This is a genomic window from Saccharopolyspora sp. NPDC002376, assembly GCF_053593195.1.
In genome coordinates, this window is record NZ_JBSFBZ010000006.1 from 93,914 (window position 1) to 110,953 (window position 17,040).

At 69.4% G+C, this 17,040-nt stretch carries 17 protein-coding genes; 16 read left to right on the top strand and 1 reads right to left on the bottom strand.

Annotated elements, in window-relative coordinates; genetic code table 11:
• Positions 1 to 436 precede the first annotated feature (436 nt).
• The 11 genes from mshA (at position 437) to ACWCO2_RS06970 (ending at position 11,404) form a co-directional block, all read left to right on the top strand.
• Positions 437 to 1,732 (top strand): D-inositol-3-phosphate glycosyltransferase, encoded by a 1,296-nt coding sequence (gene mshA, locus ACWCO2_RS06920; RefSeq protein ID WP_450126769.1) that lies wholly within the window; start codon positions 437 to 439, stop codon positions 1,730 to 1,732.
• On the top strand, positions 1,729 to 2,241 hold the full coding sequence (locus ACWCO2_RS06925) for a YbjN domain-containing protein (protein ID WP_450126770.1): 513 nt from the start codon (positions 1,729 to 1,731) through the stop codon (positions 2,239 to 2,241). Before mshA ends, ACWCO2_RS06925 begins: the two co-directional genes overlap by 4 nt.
• Before the next feature lie 67 nt (positions 2,242 to 2,308).
• Positions 2,309 to 3,136, top strand: a complete 828-nt coding sequence (locus tag ACWCO2_RS06930; RefSeq protein ID WP_450126771.1) for a DUF4349 domain-containing protein — start codon at positions 2,309 to 2,311, stop codon at positions 3,134 to 3,136.
• 493 nt (positions 3,137 to 3,629) lie between these two features.
• Positions 3,630 to 4,061: an OsmC family protein gene (locus ACWCO2_RS06935; protein ID WP_450126772.1), complete on the top strand. Its 432-nt coding sequence runs from the start codon at positions 3,630 to 3,632 to the stop codon at positions 4,059 to 4,061.
• Positions 4,062 to 4,127: 66 nt separating this feature from the next.
• Positions 4,128 to 4,871 (top strand): phosphoglyceromutase, encoded by a 744-nt coding sequence (locus ACWCO2_RS06940; protein WP_450126773.1) that lies wholly within the window; start codon positions 4,128 to 4,130, stop codon positions 4,869 to 4,871.
• Positions 4,872 to 5,241: 370 nt separating this feature from the next.
• Positions 5,242 to 6,477, top strand: coding sequence for a sensor histidine kinase (locus ACWCO2_RS06945; protein ID WP_450126774.1), 1,236 nt, complete (start codon positions 5,242 to 5,244; stop codon positions 6,475 to 6,477).
• On the top strand, positions 6,474 to 7,154 hold the full coding sequence (locus ACWCO2_RS06950; RefSeq protein ID WP_450126775.1) for a response regulator: 681 nt from the start codon (positions 6,474 to 6,476) through the stop codon (positions 7,152 to 7,154). Before ACWCO2_RS06945 ends, ACWCO2_RS06950 begins: the two co-directional genes overlap by 4 nt.
• A gap of 131 nt (positions 7,155 to 7,285) precedes the next feature.
• Entirely contained in the window at positions 7,286 to 8,314 is a 1,029-nt protein-coding gene (locus tag ACWCO2_RS06955) for a Ppx/GppA phosphatase family protein (protein WP_450126776.1), read from the top strand.
• Entirely contained in the window at positions 8,311 to 9,456 is a 1,146-nt protein-coding gene (locus ACWCO2_RS06960) for a hypothetical protein (RefSeq protein ID WP_450126777.1), read from the top strand. Before ACWCO2_RS06955 ends, ACWCO2_RS06960 begins: the two co-directional genes overlap by 4 nt.
• A gap of 136 nt (positions 9,457 to 9,592) precedes the next feature.
• Complete coding sequence (locus ACWCO2_RS06965) at positions 9,593 to 10,450, top strand: sugar phosphate isomerase/epimerase family protein (protein ID WP_450126778.1); 858 nt, start codon at positions 9,593 to 9,595, stop codon at positions 10,448 to 10,450.
• A gap of 165 nt (positions 10,451 to 10,615) precedes the next feature.
• Positions 10,616 to 11,404 carry a thioesterase family protein gene (locus tag ACWCO2_RS06970; RefSeq protein ID WP_450126779.1) on the top strand — a complete coding sequence of 263 codons (789 nt, stop codon included), beginning with the start codon at positions 10,616 to 10,618 and terminating at the stop codon, positions 11,402 to 11,404.
• 52 nt (positions 11,405 to 11,456) lie between these two features.
• Here the strand turns inward: ACWCO2_RS06970 and ACWCO2_RS06975 are convergent, their stop codons facing one another.
• Complete coding sequence (locus ACWCO2_RS06975; RefSeq protein WP_450126780.1) at positions 11,457 to 13,085, bottom strand: long-chain fatty acid--CoA ligase; 1,629 nt, start codon at positions 13,083 to 13,085, stop codon at positions 11,457 to 11,459.
• A 154-nt stretch (positions 13,086 to 13,239) separates the two neighbouring features.
• Between ACWCO2_RS06975 and proC the strand changes: the two genes are divergently transcribed.
• The 5 genes from proC (at position 13,240) to ACWCO2_RS07000 (ending at position 16,896) form a co-directional block, all read left to right on the top strand.
• Positions 13,240 to 14,055 (top strand): pyrroline-5-carboxylate reductase, encoded by an 816-nt coding sequence (gene proC / locus ACWCO2_RS06980; protein ID WP_450126781.1) that lies wholly within the window; start codon positions 13,240 to 13,242, stop codon positions 14,053 to 14,055.
• A 137-nt stretch (positions 14,056 to 14,192) separates the two neighbouring features.
• Positions 14,193 to 14,417 (top strand): helix-turn-helix domain-containing protein, encoded by a 225-nt coding sequence (locus tag ACWCO2_RS06985; RefSeq protein WP_150067011.1) that lies wholly within the window; start codon positions 14,193 to 14,195, stop codon positions 14,415 to 14,417.
• A 201-nt stretch (positions 14,418 to 14,618) separates the two neighbouring features.
• A complete protein-coding gene (locus ACWCO2_RS06990) occupies positions 14,619 to 14,720 on the top strand; it encodes a 30S ribosomal protein bS22 (protein ID WP_010241351.1) in 102 nt (33 codons plus the stop codon).
• A gap of 209 nt (positions 14,721 to 14,929) precedes the next feature.
• Positions 14,930 to 15,988, top strand: coding sequence for an NAD-dependent epimerase/dehydratase family protein (locus tag ACWCO2_RS06995; protein WP_450126782.1), 1,059 nt, complete (start codon positions 14,930 to 14,932; stop codon positions 15,986 to 15,988).
• A complete protein-coding gene (locus tag ACWCO2_RS07000; protein WP_450126783.1) occupies positions 15,988 to 16,896 on the top strand; it encodes a lysophospholipid acyltransferase family protein in 909 nt (302 codons plus the stop codon). The genes ACWCO2_RS06995 and ACWCO2_RS07000 overlap by 1 nt, the downstream gene beginning before the upstream one ends.
• Positions 16,897 to 17,040 lie beyond the last annotated feature (144 nt).

Genomic DNA, 17,040 nt, shown 5'->3' on the forward strand with positions numbered 1-17,040 from the left:
CTTTTGATCTTTGATGCGCCGAAGGCGCATAGCCCACCCTCGGCGCTGGCACCGCCGCGGGTTCTCAGCGTTCGCCTGGCGAGGACGGCCCACCCGCCGTGTATTGGCATACATAAGGGTGGGCACCCGCAGTCCAGGCGGGCGCTGAGGTTCCGCTACCCGCACCGCCACGCAAAACGAGTTCAAAGACAGGTTCTGACGAAATTTCACGCGAACGGCGGTGGTCTCCACGACCACCGCCGTTCTGCTGTCCGGGGTCGTGTGAGCAGCGCCACCAGTTGCCGGTCGAGCTGGGGGTTTCGCAGCTCGGGGGCGGTAGCGTCGACGGTCGGCCTGGCGTTGCGGGACTGCGGCGGGAATGTTTCCGCGGCCCGGGATGTCGGCTTCTACGTGCGCCTCGAAACCCTCGGGGCGACCCGCTCGCGATGGACAGCAGATGACCTCCAGAACGTTACGCATGCGCCCGCGCCGCGCGGCCGTCTTCTCGTTGCACACTTCACCGCTGGAGCAGCCCGGCACCGGTGACGCCGGGGGCATGAACGTCTACATCGCGCAGACCGCGCGGCAGCTCGCCGAGTTCGGCACCGAGGTCGAGATCTTCACCCGCGCCACGTCCTCGGACGTCCCGCCCATCGCCGAGCTCGCCCCGGGCGTCCTGGTCCGCAACGTCGTTGCCGGTCCCTTCGAAGGTCTGGACAAGAACGAGCTGCCGTCGCAGCTGTGCGCCTTCGCCGCCGGCGCGCTGCGGGTGGAGGCCCACCACGATCCCGGCTACTACGACATCGCGCACTCGCACTACTGGCTGTCCGGGCAGGTCGGCTGGCTGGCTCGGGAGCGCTGGGGCGTGCCACTGGTGCACACCGCGCACACCCTCGCCAAGGTCAAGAACGCCAACCTCGCCGCCGGTGACACCCCGGAGCCGCGGGTGCGAGTGGCCGGCGAGGAGCAGATCGTCGAGGCGGCGGACGTGCTGGTGGCGAACACCGAGTTCGAGGCCGCCGACCTGATCGAGCGCTACGACGCGGACCCGGCCTCGGTCGCGACCATCCCGCCCGGCGTCGATCTGGACGTCTTCACGCCGGGCGACCGAGCTGCCGCGCGCGCCGAGCTGGACCTTCCCGCCGACGCCATCGCGCTGGCCTTCGTCGGCCGCATCCAGCCGTTGAAGGCTCCGGACGTGCTCCTCCGCGCCACCGCGGAGCTGCTGGCGCGGCACCCCGAGCTGCGCGAACGCCTGGTCGTCCTGGTGGTCGGCGGGCCGTCCGGCAGCGGTCTGGAGCGGCCGCGCGCGCTGCAGGAGCTCGCCGCGCAGCTGGAGATCACCGACGTCGTCCGGTTCCTGCCGCCGCGCGCCGGGGCGTTGCTGGCCAACGTCTACCGGGCTGCGGACGTCGTCGCGGTGCCGAGCTACAACGAGTCGTTCGGCCTGGTCGCGCTCGAGGCGCAGGCCTGCGGGACACCGGTGGTGGCCGCCGCAGTCGGCGGGCTGCCGGTGGCGGTGAACGACGGCGTGTCCGGGCTGCTCGTGGACGGGCACCGCACCGGGCAGTGGGCCGATGCGCTGGGAGCGGTCGTGCTCGATCCGCAGCTGAGAGCGCGTTTGGCCGCGGGCGCGACGGGCCACGCGACGCAGTTCTCGTGGCGGCACACCACCGAGGCGCTACTGGATGCCTACGCGCAGGCGAAAATGGCCTTCCACGCGCAACTGCGCATCCAGGAGGTGACGGCGTGAGCCTCGACGAGGTCATCAAGTCCACATTGGACGAGAGCGGGCTGGATCACCAGGAGAAGGGCTCGGGCCGGTTCTTCGTCACGTTGCCCGGCACGAAGAAGCTGCAGACCAACTGCTGGCTGATCGTGGCCGAGCACGCCCTGGTCGTCGAGGCCTTCGTGTGCCGGCAGCCGGACGAGGCGCACGAAGAGGTCTACCGATTCCTGTTGCGCCGCAACGCGAAGCTCTACGGGGTGCACTACACCCTCGATTCCAACGGCGACATCTACCTGATCGGCCGGATCGGCCTGCACGCGGTGACCGCGGAGGAGCTGGACCGGGTGCTCGGCCAGGTGCTGGAAGCCGCCGACAGGGACTTCAACGCGCTGCTGGAGATCGGGTTCGCCACGGCGATCCGCCGCGAGTGGGGCTGGCGCGAGTCGCGCGGCGAGTCCCTGTCGAACCTGCAGCCGTTCCGCCAGCTCGTGGAGCGCGACGGCCCGCTGGGGCCCTTGCACGACCAGCCGTAACTCCGGGTGCAACCGGAAGATCGCACCGTTCCGTCCTCGCTGTGTCCGAAACGACTCGGAGGAGTGGATGGTGCGATTACGTTGGATCCCGGTCGTGTTGGCGGCCGGGTTGCTCGCGGGATGTTCGTCGACGTCGAGCTCGGCGATCGACAGCGATGTCAGTGCGGTGGCCCCGGAATTCCAGGGAAGTTCGCAGTTCTCGCAGACCCCGGGGCGCAGCGCTGACGCCACCGCCGGTCAGCAGCGCGAGGTGGTCCGAACGGCAGCCCTGGACGTCGAGGTGGACGACGTCGCGGCCGCGAGCGCGGAGGTGCGCCGCCGAGCGGAGGCGGTCCACGGCTATCTGGAGCAGGAGGACGGCTACCGCTCCAGCACGACGCTGACCGTCCGAATCCCGGCAGCGGAACTGGACCGAGCCCTGGACGACCTGTCCGCCCTGGGGCACGTGACCGCCCGCAGCCTGCAAGCCCAGGACGTCACCGACCAGCTGGTCGACACCCGAAGCCGAATCGACTCCCAGCGAGCCAGCGTCCAGCGCCTGCGCGACCTGATGGCCCGAGCGGCAACGGTCGACGACGTCGTCGCGATCGAATCGGAGCTGACGACCCGGGAAACAGACCTGGAAGCCCTGCAACGCCAAGAAGCGTCCACGACGAACCAGGTCCAACTGGCCACTCTCAGGGTCGGCCTGGAAATCAAACCAACGGCAACGACCGAAGAAACAGGCTTCCTGGCAGGCCTGACAACGGGCTGGCGAGCCCTGACCGAAGCAGGAGCAGCCCTCCTGACAACAGCAGGAGCAGTACTGCCCTTCGCGGCAATCCTCGCAGTCCCAGCCACGGCCTTCTATCTGCTCCACCGCCGCAAGAAGGCTCTGAAGACCCCAACACTGTAGATCCCCGCCGTCAAGCAGAGCGAGCCCGGAAGAGACGGACCGCGGGGGCGGCTCGGTAGAGAGGGGGAGTCACGAGTCGAGCCGCCCCGCGCGGGGGTCCCGCCTGACGGGCCGATGGGCGGGGGGCACCCTGGGCCCGGCGGGCGCGGTCCGATGGGGGAGGTGGACCGCGTGTGTTGCTCTCGCGTGATCGGGGAGTGCGTGGGATCCGATCAAGGAGAGCGTTGTCAACTTCGCAGAGTCATGCAGCTGCCACAAGGCCGCCACATTACTCCATTAGTGTGATGTTTAGTGCAAAAAGTAACGCGCAGGAATCAAAACGTCTTCGTTTTGCCAACGGTGGTGACTATGGCCACTTTCGTGTCACGTTGCCGCGTTGATCACATAACTGTCGAGTGAACAGCACAACCAAATGTGCGGGTCGCGGTGCGTTGCGGGAGGGTTGACCGGGCGGTGCGCAGCCGCCTTCGCGAACCCCACTAGGAGCGGTCAGATGATCGAGCGCAATGCCACCACGCAGTGGACCGGCGACCTCAAGTCCGGTGCCGGATCCATCACCCTCGACTCGTCCAACGCCGGCCAGTTCCCGGTCACCTGGGCGTCGCGCTCCGAGGCCCCCGACGGTCGCACGAGCCCCGAGGAACTGATCGCCGCCGCCCATTCCGCGTGCTTCTCGATGCAGCTGTCCGGGCTGCTGTCCGCGGCGGGCACGCCACCGGAATCGATCGACACCAGCGCCGAGGTCTCCTTCGGGCCGCGCGGCGACGGGTTCGCCATCACCGGCATCGCGCTCACCGTGCGGGCCAAGGTGCCGGGCATCGACCCGGCGGCCTTCGACGAGACCGCGCTGAAGGCGAAGGAGATCTGCCCGGTCTCCGCCGCGCTCACCGGAACCGAGATCACCCTCGACGCGGCGCTGGACTGATCGGTTCAGCTCCACGCGCCCGACCTCCGGGGCAAGGCCGGCGGATCGGCTCTATAGCCTGGGGATATGACTTCGACCCTGGTGCTGCTGCGGCACGGTGAGAGCACGTGGAACGCCGAGAACCTGTTCACCGGCTGGGTGGACGTCCCGCTGTCGGAGAAGGGCGTGGCGGAAGCCGGGCGCGGCGGTGAGCTGCTGCGCGACGCCGGTGTGCTGCCGGACGTGCTGCACACCTCGCTGCTGCGGCGGGCGATCTCCACGGCGAACATCGCCCTGGACACGGCCGACCGGCACTGGATCCCGGTCCGCCGCGACTGGCGGCTCAACGAGCGCCACTACGGCGCGCTGCAGGGCAAGAACAAGAAGCAGACCCTGGACGCCTACGGCGAGGACCAGTTCATGCTCTGGCGCCGCTCCTACGACACCCCGCCGCCGGAGATCGAGCTCGGCAGCGAGTTCAGCCAGGACGCCGACCCGCGCTACGCGGACCTCGGCGCCGAGCTGCCGCGCACCGAGTGCCTGAAGGATGTCGTGGCGCGGCTGCTGCCGTACTGGGAGTCGGCGATCGTGCCGGACCTGAACGCCGGTCGCACCGTGCTGGTCGCCGCGCACGGCAACTCGCTGCGCGCGCTGGTCAAGCACCTCGACGGTGTCTCCGACAACGACATCGCGGGCTTGAACATCCCCACCGGCATCCCGCTGCGCTACGACCTGGACGAGAACTTCAAGCCGACCAACCCGGGCGGCACCTACCTCGACCCGGAAGCCGCCGCCAAGGCCGCCGCCGCAGTCGCCAACCAGGGCCGCTGACTCGATCAGTTCCGCGAAAGGGGCACCCGGGCCACTCGGCCGGGTGCCCCTCTTGCGTTCCGGAGACCACAGTTTCAATTGAAACTGTAAATCCCACCCACGGCGGATCACAGTTTCAATTGAAACTGTGGACGAGCGGAGGTGGCGGTGACGGTTGGAGGTGCCCTGCGTTCGTCACCCGCATGGGTGACTGGTGGCGAGAAGTCGCCGTGGTGGCGAACGGAGCGCTACTGACGGGTCGGCGGTAGGTGAACTGGCTGCCAGCGCGGAGTGAAGGGGAGGTGAAGAAGCCCCCGATTCGTGTCGCGGGAATCACTGAACGCCCTCGTAGACTGGCTTTTCCCCACCCCGGCGCGCTTACGATGCTGACGTGACCGCTTTGGGCTACACCGCCCTGATCGCCGCTGTGCTCCTGGTGGGTGCGGTCGGTGGCTACGTCATCGCGCGACTCAGGTTCTACGGCCGCGGCAAACCCGAGGGCCCGACCGTCGCCGAGCTGCTCCAGCGGCTGGTGCACACCAGCGCTGGCGGCGTCGTCATCCTCAACAAGTTCGGCGACGTGGTGCTGCACAACCCCCGGGCCGACGAACTCGGCGTCATCCGTGATCACCGGGCCGACGACCGCGCGCGCAAAGCCGCTGAGCAGGCCCTGGAGACCAGCAAAGCCGTACCCGTCGACCTCTCCCCGCTGACCGAGCGCCCCGCGCTGCGCGGCCGCGGTCCCGCCGCGGTGCTCGGCGAGGTCCGCCCGCTAGGCGACGGCTTCGTCGTCGTCGACACCGCCGACGAGTCCGACTCGGTCCGCCTGGAGGCCACCCGCCGCGACTTCGTCGCCAACGTCAGCCACGAGCTCAAGACCCCGGTCGGGGCGCTCGCACTGCTCGCGGAGGCTGTTCTGGACGCCGCCGACGATGCTGAAGAGGTGCGGCGCTTCTCCACCAAGATCCTGCACGAATCGACCAGGCTGGGGACCCTGGTCTCCGAGCTGATCGCGCTGTCCCGGTTGCAGGGCGCCGAGCGGATGCCGGACCTGACCACGGTCGACGTGGACGTCGTGATCGAGGAGGCGCTGGGCCGCTGCCGGCTCGGCGCGGAGTCCGCCGGGATCGAGATCACCGTCGACGAGCCCACCGGCCACCTGCTGGACGGGGACCGGACGCTGCTGGTCACCGCGCTGACCAACCTGATCGACAACGCGGTGTCGTACTCGCCGCCGGACAGCCCGGTGTCGATCAGCCGCCGGTTGTCCGGGGACTTCGTGGAGATCGCGGTCACCGACCGCGGCATCGGCATCGAACCCGAGTACCACGAGCGGGTCTTCGAGCGGTTCTTCCGGGTCGACCCGGCCCGCTCGCGCGCCACCGGTGGCACCGGCCTCGGCCTGGCCATCGTCAAGCACGTCGCCGCCAACCACGGCGGCGAGGTCAAGCTCTGGAGCCGCACCGGTACCGGCTCCACCTTCACGCTTCGGGTGCCCAGGCACGGCGCTCGGACGACCGACGGCCAACCAGCCGTCGAGCAACCGGATCGGGCAGCGCCGCCCGCCCGGTCGACCAAGGACAGTGCCGACGGGGTCACAGCCGTCGAAACGGGAGGAGTCCGGTGACCAGGGTTCTGATCGTGGAGGACGAGGAGTCCTTCGCCGACCCGCTCGCTTTTCTGCTGCGCAAGGAGGGATTCACGGCGGCAGTCGCGATGAACGGTCCGGAAGCGTTGGACGAGTTCGATCGCAACGGCGCCGACATCGTGCTGCTCGACCTGATGCTGCCCGGCATGAGCGGCACCGACGTGTGCAAGCAGCTGCGCCAGCGCTCCTCGGTGCCGGTGATCATGGTGACGGCGCGGGACAGCGAGATCGACAAGGTCGTGGGCCTGGAGCTGGGCGCCGACGACTACGTCACCAAGCCGTACTCGGCGCGCGAGCTGATCGCGCGGGTGCGCGCGGTGCTGCGCCGCCGCGGCGAGGCCGAGGAGTTGCAGCCGCAGGTGCTGGCTGCCGGGCCGGTGCGGATGGACGTGGAGCGGCACGTGGTGACCGTCGACGGCGCGGACGTCAACCTGCCGTTGAAGGAGTTCGACTTGCTGGAGTACCTGCTGCGCAACGTCGGCCGGGTGCTCACCCGCGCCCAGCTGATCGACCGGGTGTGGGGCGCGGACTACGTCGGCGACACGAAGACGCTGGACGTGCACGTCAAGCGGCTGCGCTCGAAGGTCGAACCGAACCCGGCCGATCCGCGCTACTTGATCACGGTGCGTGGCCTGGGCTACAAGTTCGAGGCGTGACCTCGACCGCGTGATCGGGAGCACGAGATGCGCCGGTTGAGCAGGTTCGAGGGCTGTTCGGGGTGCTCGGGTGGGCCGTTTGCGGGCCCACCTGGCCCCCGGTCGCGTGCGCAGCCGGTAATTTGTCGGTCATGCGCCTAGGGGTGCTCGACGTCGGATCAAACACCGTCCACCTGCTCGTGGTGGACGCACATCGTGGTGCCCATCCGACCCCGATGACATCGGACAAGACCGTGCTGCGGTTGGCCGAGCGGATCGGCGCGCACGGCGGCCGCCTCAGCGAGGACGACGCCGCCGAGCTGGTCCGCACCGTCGCCGACGCTCAGGAGTCGGCGATCGCGGCCGGTTGCGAGGAGCTGATGGCCTTCGCGACCTCGGCGATACGCGACGCGGACAACGTCGCCGAAGTGCTCGCCCAAGTGGCGGCTGAGACCGGCATCGAGCTGGAGGTGCTGCCGGGCGAGGACGAGGCCCGGTTCACCTTCCTGGCCGCGCGCCGCTGGTTCGGCTGGTCTGCGGGCAACCTGCTGATGCTCGACATCGGCGGCGGCTCGCTGGAGCTGGCGATGGGCATCGACGAGCAGCCCGACCTGGCGGTGTCGCTGCCGCTGGGCGCCGGGCGGATGGCCCGCACCATGCTGGGCGACCCGCCGCGCCAGAGCGAGGTCAAGAAGCTCCGCGAATGGCTGCAGGGCCAGCTCGCGCCCACCGCCAAGCAGTTCCGCAAGCTCAGCCGACCGGACCGGGCGGTGGCCAGCTCCAAGACCTTCCGGTCGCTGGCCAGGCTGACCGGCGCCGCCCCGGCCTCGGCCGGTCCGCGGGTGCCGCGCAGCCTCACCGACACCGGCCTGCGCCAGCTGGTCTCGTTCATCACCCGCATGTCGTCGCAGGACCTGGCCGCCCTCGACGGGGTCAGCGCCGCGCGGGCCCACCAGCTCGTTGGCGGTGCGCTAGTGGCGGAGGCCACCATGAAGGCCCTCGGGGTGAAGGAACTCGACATCTGCCCCTGGGCGTTGCGAGAAGGGGTGATCCTGCGGCGACTGGACCACACCAACGGAGACAGTCACACTGCCATCCAGGCCCGAGCGGCGTTGCGGCTCGCCGGGACCGAGGACGGAACTGGACGCCGGACGGAGCACGGGGCACGGTGGGAGCGATGAATCGGGACAGCGGGGCCGATCAGCCCACCCAGCGGACAGTGGCGGAGCTGCTGGCCGAGTACGGCAACAGCGGCGGGCAGAAGGGCGGCGGCAACAACAACCGCCGTCGGCGCAGGCGAGCCGAGGACCCGAGCGAGACCGCGCCGCAGGCGATCATCGAGCGGGTGCTGTCGGACAGCGGCCAGATGCGGGCCATCCAGCCCGACGCCGAGCCGCCGCAGCACCGCAGCCACCGGGTCTCCGGTCGTCGACCGGCCACCCCGCCTCCCGAGGCCCAGCCTCCAGCTGCTCAGCCTCCCGTCGCTCAGCCGCCGACCGGTCCCCCGTCGGCTGCCCCGCTGCCCGCGGCTCAACAGCCTCCGGCTACTCCGGTTGCTCCGGAACCTGAGCAGTCAGCTCCCGAGGTTCCGGAAGCTGATGCTTCCGCCAATCAGGCTGGTGGTGCGAGCTACTGGGCTCAGCGGTTCGCCAGCGCCGGTGGCAAGAAGCCCGCGCCGGCAGAAGGCGATGCCGAGGCGACCATCCAGCAGCCCGCGCTGCGCGCGGACGCGCCGCCGGTGCCGCCGACGGCGTCCAAGAAGCCCAGGCCGCCCGAGGGCGTCACCGAGCAGCTGCCGCGCGTGGCAGCGCCTGCCGTTCGGCCACGGCCGGACGTCGAGGGCACCGAGGTGATGGCCGTTCCGCCAGTCCCGGTCGCCAAGTCCAAGCCGGAGCCGGTCGAGGAAGAGCCGAAGCACGAGGACGAGGACCCGTACGACTTCGACTCCTTCGAGGAGCCCGAGGCGCAGTACGCCGACGAGGACGACTACGACCCCGAGCTGCCCGCCGGGATGGACGCGGACGACTACCGCGACGAGGAGGAGGACGCCGAGCCGCCGTCGCCCGCCAAGGAGTGGGGCACGCTGGTGCTGCAGGGCGTCGCTGGTCTCGTCGCCGGTGGCGCGGTCTGGTTCGGTTTCCGCTGGCTCTGGGGTTTCCACGCGATGGCTGCCCTGGGTGCTGCGCTGCTGTTCACCGGTCTGCTGGTGCTGATCGCGTGGAAGTTCCTGCGCAACAACGATCTGCAGACGATCCTGCTCGCAGTGCTCGTCGGCTTGTTCTGCACCGTGTCCCCAGCTGCTTTGCTGCTGATCAGCCACTAGCGGTGGCGGTACTGCGCGACTGGGACAGGACCAGGTTTGGCACACTCACACTGCGGAACACCGCGGTGTGAGCTGTTCGCCGTTTGCGGCACCGCCGCGTGACCACCCAGCGATCGTCGGTCATCCTTGGCAGGACATGACAGTGCAACCGCCACCGCGCGAGGACGCCCCGGGACGCATCCCGGTCGGGTTGTCCAGCGCCTCAGTGTGGCCGCAACCAGCCCGCGCTGCTTTCGAGATGGCCGCCGACCTCGGCTTCGACGGGGTCGAGGTGATGGTGTGGGCGGACGCGGTCAGCCAGGACGTCGATGCGCTGCACCGGCTTTCCGAGCAGCACGGGGTGCCGATCCTGGCGGTCCACTCGCCCTGCCTGCTGATCACCCAGCGGGTCTGGTCGCCGGAACCTGAAGAACGGCTGCGCCGGGCCGTGGTGGCGGCCAGCGAGCTGGGCGCGTCCACGGTGGTCGTGCACCCGCCGTTCCGCTGGCAGCGCCGCTACGCCGACGGGTTTAACGAGCTGGTCGCGGAGCTGGAGGAGACCAGCGGCATCGCGGTCGCGGTGGAGAACATGTTCCCGCTGCGCCCGCCGAGCACGCTGAACCGGCTGCGCGGCGGGAAGGCCAGCGGGCTCTCCGCGTTCAAGCCGTCGCCGGATCCGACCGAGGTGGGCTTCCGCAACTACACGCTCGACGTGTCGCACGCCGCCGCCTCGCACGTGGACCCCATAGACCTGCTCAAGCGCATGAAGGGCGGTCTCGCGCACGTGCACCTGGCCGACGGGACGGGTGCGCCGCGGGACGAGCACCTGGTGCCGGGGCAGGGGAATCAGCCTTGCGCTGAGGTCTGCGAAGCCCTCGCGGCCGACGGCTACCAGGGGTCTGTCGTGCTCGAGATCAACACCCGCAAGGCGCGCAATCCCCAGCAGCGGGCGGCATTGCTGTCCGAAGCGCTGCTGTTCACCCGACTTCACCTGCAGCCGCTGTCCCTGACCTGAACGCCTGTCTGACGCACTCGTTTTGCTTGGTGGTGCAGGTGGCGGAACCTCAGCAAGGCGGGCACTGACCGGAATGATCAACTTCGGGTTGAGGTCACTAGTATCAGTGAACATGAACACGTTGCGCGCATCGGTCGTCGAGCGCAGTCGACCACTGGACCGCATGTGACCGAGGCCCTGGACCCCTTCGCAGCGGCCACCTCGGTGCGCCCGCTCGGCGACGGCAGCTTCGTCGCCAACCTGCATCCGGAATGGGCCGTGGGCGGCCGGCCGCACGGCGGTTACCTGCTCACGCTGCTGACCAAGTCGCTCGGCGACCTGACCGGGCTCGATCCGCTGGCGGTCAGCGCGCAGTACCTGCGGCCGCCCAAGGTGGGACCGGTGCTGATCCGCACCGAGGTCCTCAAGGCGGGCAAGACGGTGACCGCGGCCCGGGCGCTGCTCGAGCAGAGCGGGAAGACCTGCGTCGACGCCACGATCACCCTCGGCAAGTCCCCGGAGGGCGAGCCGACGTGGTCGCAGCTGCCCGAGATGCCGGTGAACCCGCCGTCGAACGCGATCGATCTCGGTGCCAGCGAAGCGCGGAAGTTCTTCTCACTGGCCAAGGTCTGCGACATGCGGCTGGACGCGGGCACCGCGGAGTTCCTCGACGGCCGCACCGGACCGCCCCGCCTTCGGATGTGGGTCAAGCCCCGGGAAGCCCAGCCGGACCTGCTGTTCGGTCTGGTCGCAGGGGATCTGGCCGTGCCGGTCACGCTGAACCTGGCCCGCATGGGCTGGGCCCCGACGGTCCAGCTGACGGCCCTGCTCCGCACGCCCCCGGCCAACGGCTGGCTCCGCCTCGCGGTGGACTGCCGAGCGGTCCAAGGCCAGTGGTTCGACGAGGACGTCACGGTCGTGGACTCGGTGGGTCGCCTCGTCTGCCAAGCCCGCCAACTAGCTCTCTCGTCGTGAGGTGGTGAGTGCGCAGCTGTGCTGGAGCACTGCTGCGCACTCACGACCGCGGTCAGGCCAGGTGGGTGACGTCGAGCTGGCCTTCGGAGTGCTGCTGGCGGAGGCGCCTCTTGTCGAACTTGCCGACGCTGGTCTTCGGCGCCTCCGCGATGAACGTCCAGTACTCCGGGACCTGCCACTTCGCCAGCGAGCCCGCCAGGAAGTCGCGCAGCTCCTCGGCGTCGGCCTGCTGACCGTCGCGCAGCACCACTGCCGCCAGCGGGCGCTCCGACCACTTCTCGTCCGGCACCCCGATCACCATCGCCTCGGCGACCGCCGGGTGGTCCATCACCTTGTTCTCCAGGTCCACCGAGGAGATCCACTCGCCACCGGACTTGATCACGTCCTTGGCCCGGTCGGTCAGCTGCAGGAAGCCGTCCGAGCTGATGTATCCGACGTCGCCGGTGCGCAGCCAGCCGTCGTGGAACTTCTCCGGATCGTCGTCGCCGTAGTAGGCGGCGGTGATCCACGGCCCGCGGACCTCCAGCTCACCGACGCTCTCGCCGTCCCACGGCAGCACCTGCTCGTCGTCGCCGACCAGCCGCGCCCGCACGCCGGCGGGCAGCCGTCCCTGGCTGGACCGGTACTTCCACAGCTCGTCCCCGGTGACTCCGACCGGCGGCCGGGCCACGCTGCCCAGCGGCGAGGTCTCCGTCATGCCCCAGGCGTGCAGCACCGGGATGCCGTACTGCTCCTCGAAGGTCTTCATCAGCGACGGCGGGCAGGCCGCCCCACCCACCACGACCTCTTTCAGCGAGGACACGTCGTGCGGGTTCGCCGACAGGTACTGCAGCACGCCCTGCCAGATCGTCGGGACCGCCGCGGCCATCGTCGGGCGCTCCGCCGCGGTCATCTTCGCCAGCGGCTCGGGCTGCAGGAACCGGTCCGGCATGACGATCGAAGCGCCGACCATGAACGCCGCGTACGGCAGGCCCCAGGACATCGCGTGGAACATCGGCACGACCGCCAGCGCGCGATCTGCCTGCGACAACGCCATCCCGTCGGTCATGCACACCTGCATCGAGTGCAGGTAGATCGAGCGGTGCGAGTAGACGACGCCCTTCGGGCTGGCCGTGGTGCCGGAGGTGTAGCACATCGCCGCCGCCGACCGCTCGTCCAGCTCCGGCCAGTCGAACTCCATCGGATGCCCGGCCAGTAACTCCTCGTAGCCGTGCACCTCGACGCCCCGCGGAGCCTCCAGCGCGGCCTTGTCGCCGCCTACGACGACCACGTGCCGCACCGTCTTGAGCTCCGGGAGCAGCTTGCCGAACAGCGGCAGCAGAGTGTGATCGACCAGCACCACCTCGTCCTCGGCGTGGTTGGCGACGTAGACCAGCTGTTCCGGGAACAACCGGATGTTCAGCGTGTGCAGCACGGCGCCCATCGACGGCACCGCGAGGTAGGCCTCCAGGTGCTCGGCGTTGTTCCACATGAACGTGGCGACCCGCTGGTCACCGGTGATGCCGAGGCCGCGGAGCGCGTGCGCGAGCTGCGCCACCCGGCGGCCGACGTCGGCGTAGCTGCGGCGCCGCGATCCCTCGCCGGTCCACGTGATGACCTGGCCTGATGCGCCGTGCGGGCCGGTGCCCTGTTCGAGGATCCGGGCGATCGATAGGGGGCCGTCCTGCATCGTGCTGAACATGGTCAGAGCTCCTTCGGTCTGCATCGCATGGCCGTGGCGGGCGCTGTGGTGGCAGACACAGTAGCTGCTGTGATCGGGATTCGGGAGATCTCCGCGAACCGGTCATGGGGCGGCTGATGTCGTTCGCGGAGCGTGTTCTGGCACCCTGAGCGGCATGACGACGATCGCCGTACTCGGAGCCGGAAAGATCGGGGAATCCCTGCTGACGGGCCTGCTCAAGGCCGGACGGGCGCCGGCGGAACTGCTGTTCACCGAGCGGTTCGCAACCCGCGCGGCCGAGCTCACCAAGACCTACGGCATCACGCACGTGGACGTGGCCGCCGCGGTGCAGCGCGCGGACGTCATCGTCGTCGCCGTCAAGCCCCAGGACATCGAACCGCTGCTGGACGAGATGGCCCCGAACCTACCGTCCGGCAAGCTCGTGGTGTCGCTGTGCGCGGGCCTGCCCACCAAGCTGTTCGAGCGGCGGTTGCCCGAAGGCACCGCGGTGGTCCGGGTCATGCCGAACACGCCGATGCTGGTCGGCGAGGCCATGAGCGCCATCTCCGGCGGCGCCCACGCCTCGGACGCGGACCTGGCTCTGGTCGAGGAGCTGCTCGGCAGCGTCGGCAAGGTGGCGCGGGTCCCGGAGAGCCAGCAGGACGCGGTCACCGCGCTGTCCGGTTCCGGCCCGGCGTACTTCTTCTACCTGGTCGAAGCGATGATCGACGCGGGCATCCTGCTGGGCATCCCGCGCGCCACCGCAGCCGACCTCATCGTCCAGTCGGCGGTCGGCGCCGCCGCGATGCTCCGTGAGGGCGGCGGGCACCCGGTGATGCTGCGCGAGGCGGTCACCTCCCCGGCCGGCACCACCATCGCGGGCATCCGCGAGCTGGAGAAGCACGGTGTCCGGGCGGCGCTGATCGACGCCATCGAGGCAGCTCGTGACCGGTCCGTGGAGCTCGGCGCGGCTCACGACGACCGCGACTGACCGACGGGCGAATACTCAGGTAGTTCGGCCATCGCAGGTTCCCCAGCCGTCCCGCTACTCTCGATAGAGCACGTGCGTGAGGTTTCCGTCGGAGGGGAAGCCGACGGCGCGACACGTGCCGAAGGGCACGGTGAAGCATGTCTGCGAACTCCGAACCCAGCCAACAGGCACCTCCGAACATGGGCCAGGTGCGGTTCCTCACCGTCGCCGAGGTCGCCAAGCTGATGCGGGTGTCGAAGATGACGGTCTACCGGCTCGTCCACGCTGGCGAGCTGCCCGCAGCACGCGTCGGCCGGTCATTTCGGGTGGCGGAAAAGGACGTCCACGCCTACTTGGAGAGCGCCTACTACAACGCGGGCTGACACAGGTCGACGGGCACCGCAGTCGATCGTCGCGCGCCCTGCGCGACGGTCGTCGAGCGGTGCCCGGCGGCGTTTCGAGGACCACGGCCGCAGGGCGCCGGACCTGGGCAGGTAAAGTTTTGGGTTGGTCGTGCCTGGTGCGCTCATAGCGGCTGTACCGGCGCGGGAGACGTCCGAACCGTCAAGAGTGAAGGAGTCCGCATGGGCTCGGTCATCAAGAAGCGCCGCAAGCGCATGTCCAAGAAGAAGCACCGCAAGCTGCTCCGCAAGACGCGAGTCCAGCGACGCAAGTTGGGCAAGTGATCTAGCGCCCGCCGCCGACACCAGCTGTCGGCGGCGGTTTTTTGTGTGTAGAAGGTTGTGGCCCTCTCGCGTGGCGGTGCGGGTAGCGGAACCTCCGCGCCCGCCTGGAATCGGGTCGGGTTTCTGCTGGTTACTTCGTTGTAGCTGTGCGTAGTGCTGTTGGCGGTAGCATCGGTCGCGGTGGGATTGGTTCCGGTGCAGGGAGTCGCATGGGCCCGAACGTCGTGTTGGTGACCGGGGTCAGTCGCTTTCTGGGTGGGTACCTCGCTGCGCGGCTTGCTGCGAATCCTGCGATCGACCGGGTGCTGGGTGTGGACACCGTGCAGCCCGGGCGTGATCTGCTGCGGCGGATGGGGCGCACCGAGTTCGTTCGGGCTGACATCCGGAATCCCCTGATCGGCAAGGTCATCGCCAGGGCTGGAGTCGACACCGTGGTGCACGCGGCGGTCAACACCCACTCCGGACCCGCTGGGCGGGCCGTGGTGAAGGAGATGAACGTCATCGGCACCATGCAGCTGTTGGCCGCGTGCCAGCAGTCGCCGCAGGTGCGGAAGGTCGTCGTCCGCTCCACGTGCGCCGTGTACGGGTCGAGTTCGCGGGATCCTGCGGTGTTCACCGAGGAGATGGAGCCCAGGGACCTGCCGTCGTCCGGTTACGCCAAGGACGCGGTGGAGATCGAGGGCTACGTGCGGGGCTTCGGACGGCGGCGCTCCGACGTGGACATCACCACGCTGCGGTTCAGCAACCTGATCGGCCCGCGCATCGACGCGATGCTCACCCGCTACTTCGCCCTGCAGGTGGTGCCGACCGTGCTCGGCTTCGACGCGCGGCTGCAGCTGCTGCACTCCGAGGACGCGCTGGCGGTGTTGGAGCGCGCGACGCTGGGCGAGCATCCGGGGGTGTTCAACGTGGCCGGGGACGGCGTGCTGATGCTGTCGCAGGCGATCCGGCGGGCCGGTCGGATCGCACTGCCGCTGCCGAGTCCGGCGGTGCTGCCGGTGATGCAGTTCTTCCGCAGCGCGCGGGTGGTCGACTTCTCGGCCGAGCAGCTGCGCTACCTCAACTTCGGTCGGGTGCTGGACACGACCAGGCTCCGAGAGCAGTTCGGGTTCACCCCGCGCTGGACCACGCGGCAGGCGTTCGACGACTTCGTCAGCGGTCGAGGCCTGCGGCCGGTGGTGGCCCCCGAAACCGTCCTGGCGGCCGAGCGCGGCGCCGGGGACCTGGTGATGAAGCTGCGCGGCACCGCGCGGGATGTGGAGTCGTGATGGCGGATGCGCAGGTGATCCCGCTGCGGGCAGCGGACCGGGAGCAAATCCCGGAGCCGACCGAGCCCGGCTGGGAGGACGCCGTCACCGAGGTGCTCGCCTTCGCCCGCCGCCGGCTTCTCGGCGACTACGCGGTCGACGAGTTCGGCTTCGACGAGGAGCTGACCGACGAGGTCTTCCTGCGGCTGCTGCGGCCGTTCTACGACAAGTGGTTCCGGGTGGAGGCCATCGGCACCCACAACGTGCCCGGGGACAGCGGAGCGCTGGTGGTGGCCAACCATTCCGGCACGCTGCCGTGGGACGCGCTGATGACGACCGTCGCGCTGCACGACCACCACCCGGACTTGCGGCACCTGCGGATGCTCGGCGCCGACCTGGTGTTCCAGATGCCGGTGCTCGGCGCGCTGGCCCGCAAGGCCGGGCACACGCTGGCCTGCAACCCGGACGCTGAGCGGCTGCTGACCAACGGTGAGCTGGTCGGCGTCTGGCCGGAGGGCTTCAAGGGCATCGGCAAGCCGTTCAAGGATCGCTACAAGCTGCAGCGGTTCGGGCGCGGCGGATTCGTCTCGGCGGCGCTGCGCACCGGGGCGCCGATCGTGCCCTGCGCCATCGTGGGTGCCGAGGAGATCTACCCGAAGCTGGCCGACATCAAGCCGCTGGCCCGGTTGCTCGGGGTGCCGTACTTCCCGGTCACACCGCTGTTCCCGCACTTCGGGCTGCTGGGCGCGGTGCCGCTGCCGTCGAAGTGGTACATCGAGTTCGGCGAGCCGATCGAGACGGCGTCCTACCCGGAGGGCGCGGCGGACGACCCGATGCTGGTGTTCAGCCTCAGCGACCAGGTCCGCGAGAACATCCAGCAGGCCCTCTATCGCTTGCTCTTCCAACGCACCAACGTCTTCCTCGGCTGACCTGATCCACAACTCCGGCTCTGCCTGTGGACGACTTCCGCAATTTCAATGGAAATCAGACATCTGATTTCCATTGAAATTGCGGACTTCCCCGGGGGCGGCGCGATTGTACGGCCGGGCGGGGGTTGGCGCTGCGTTGCGGCT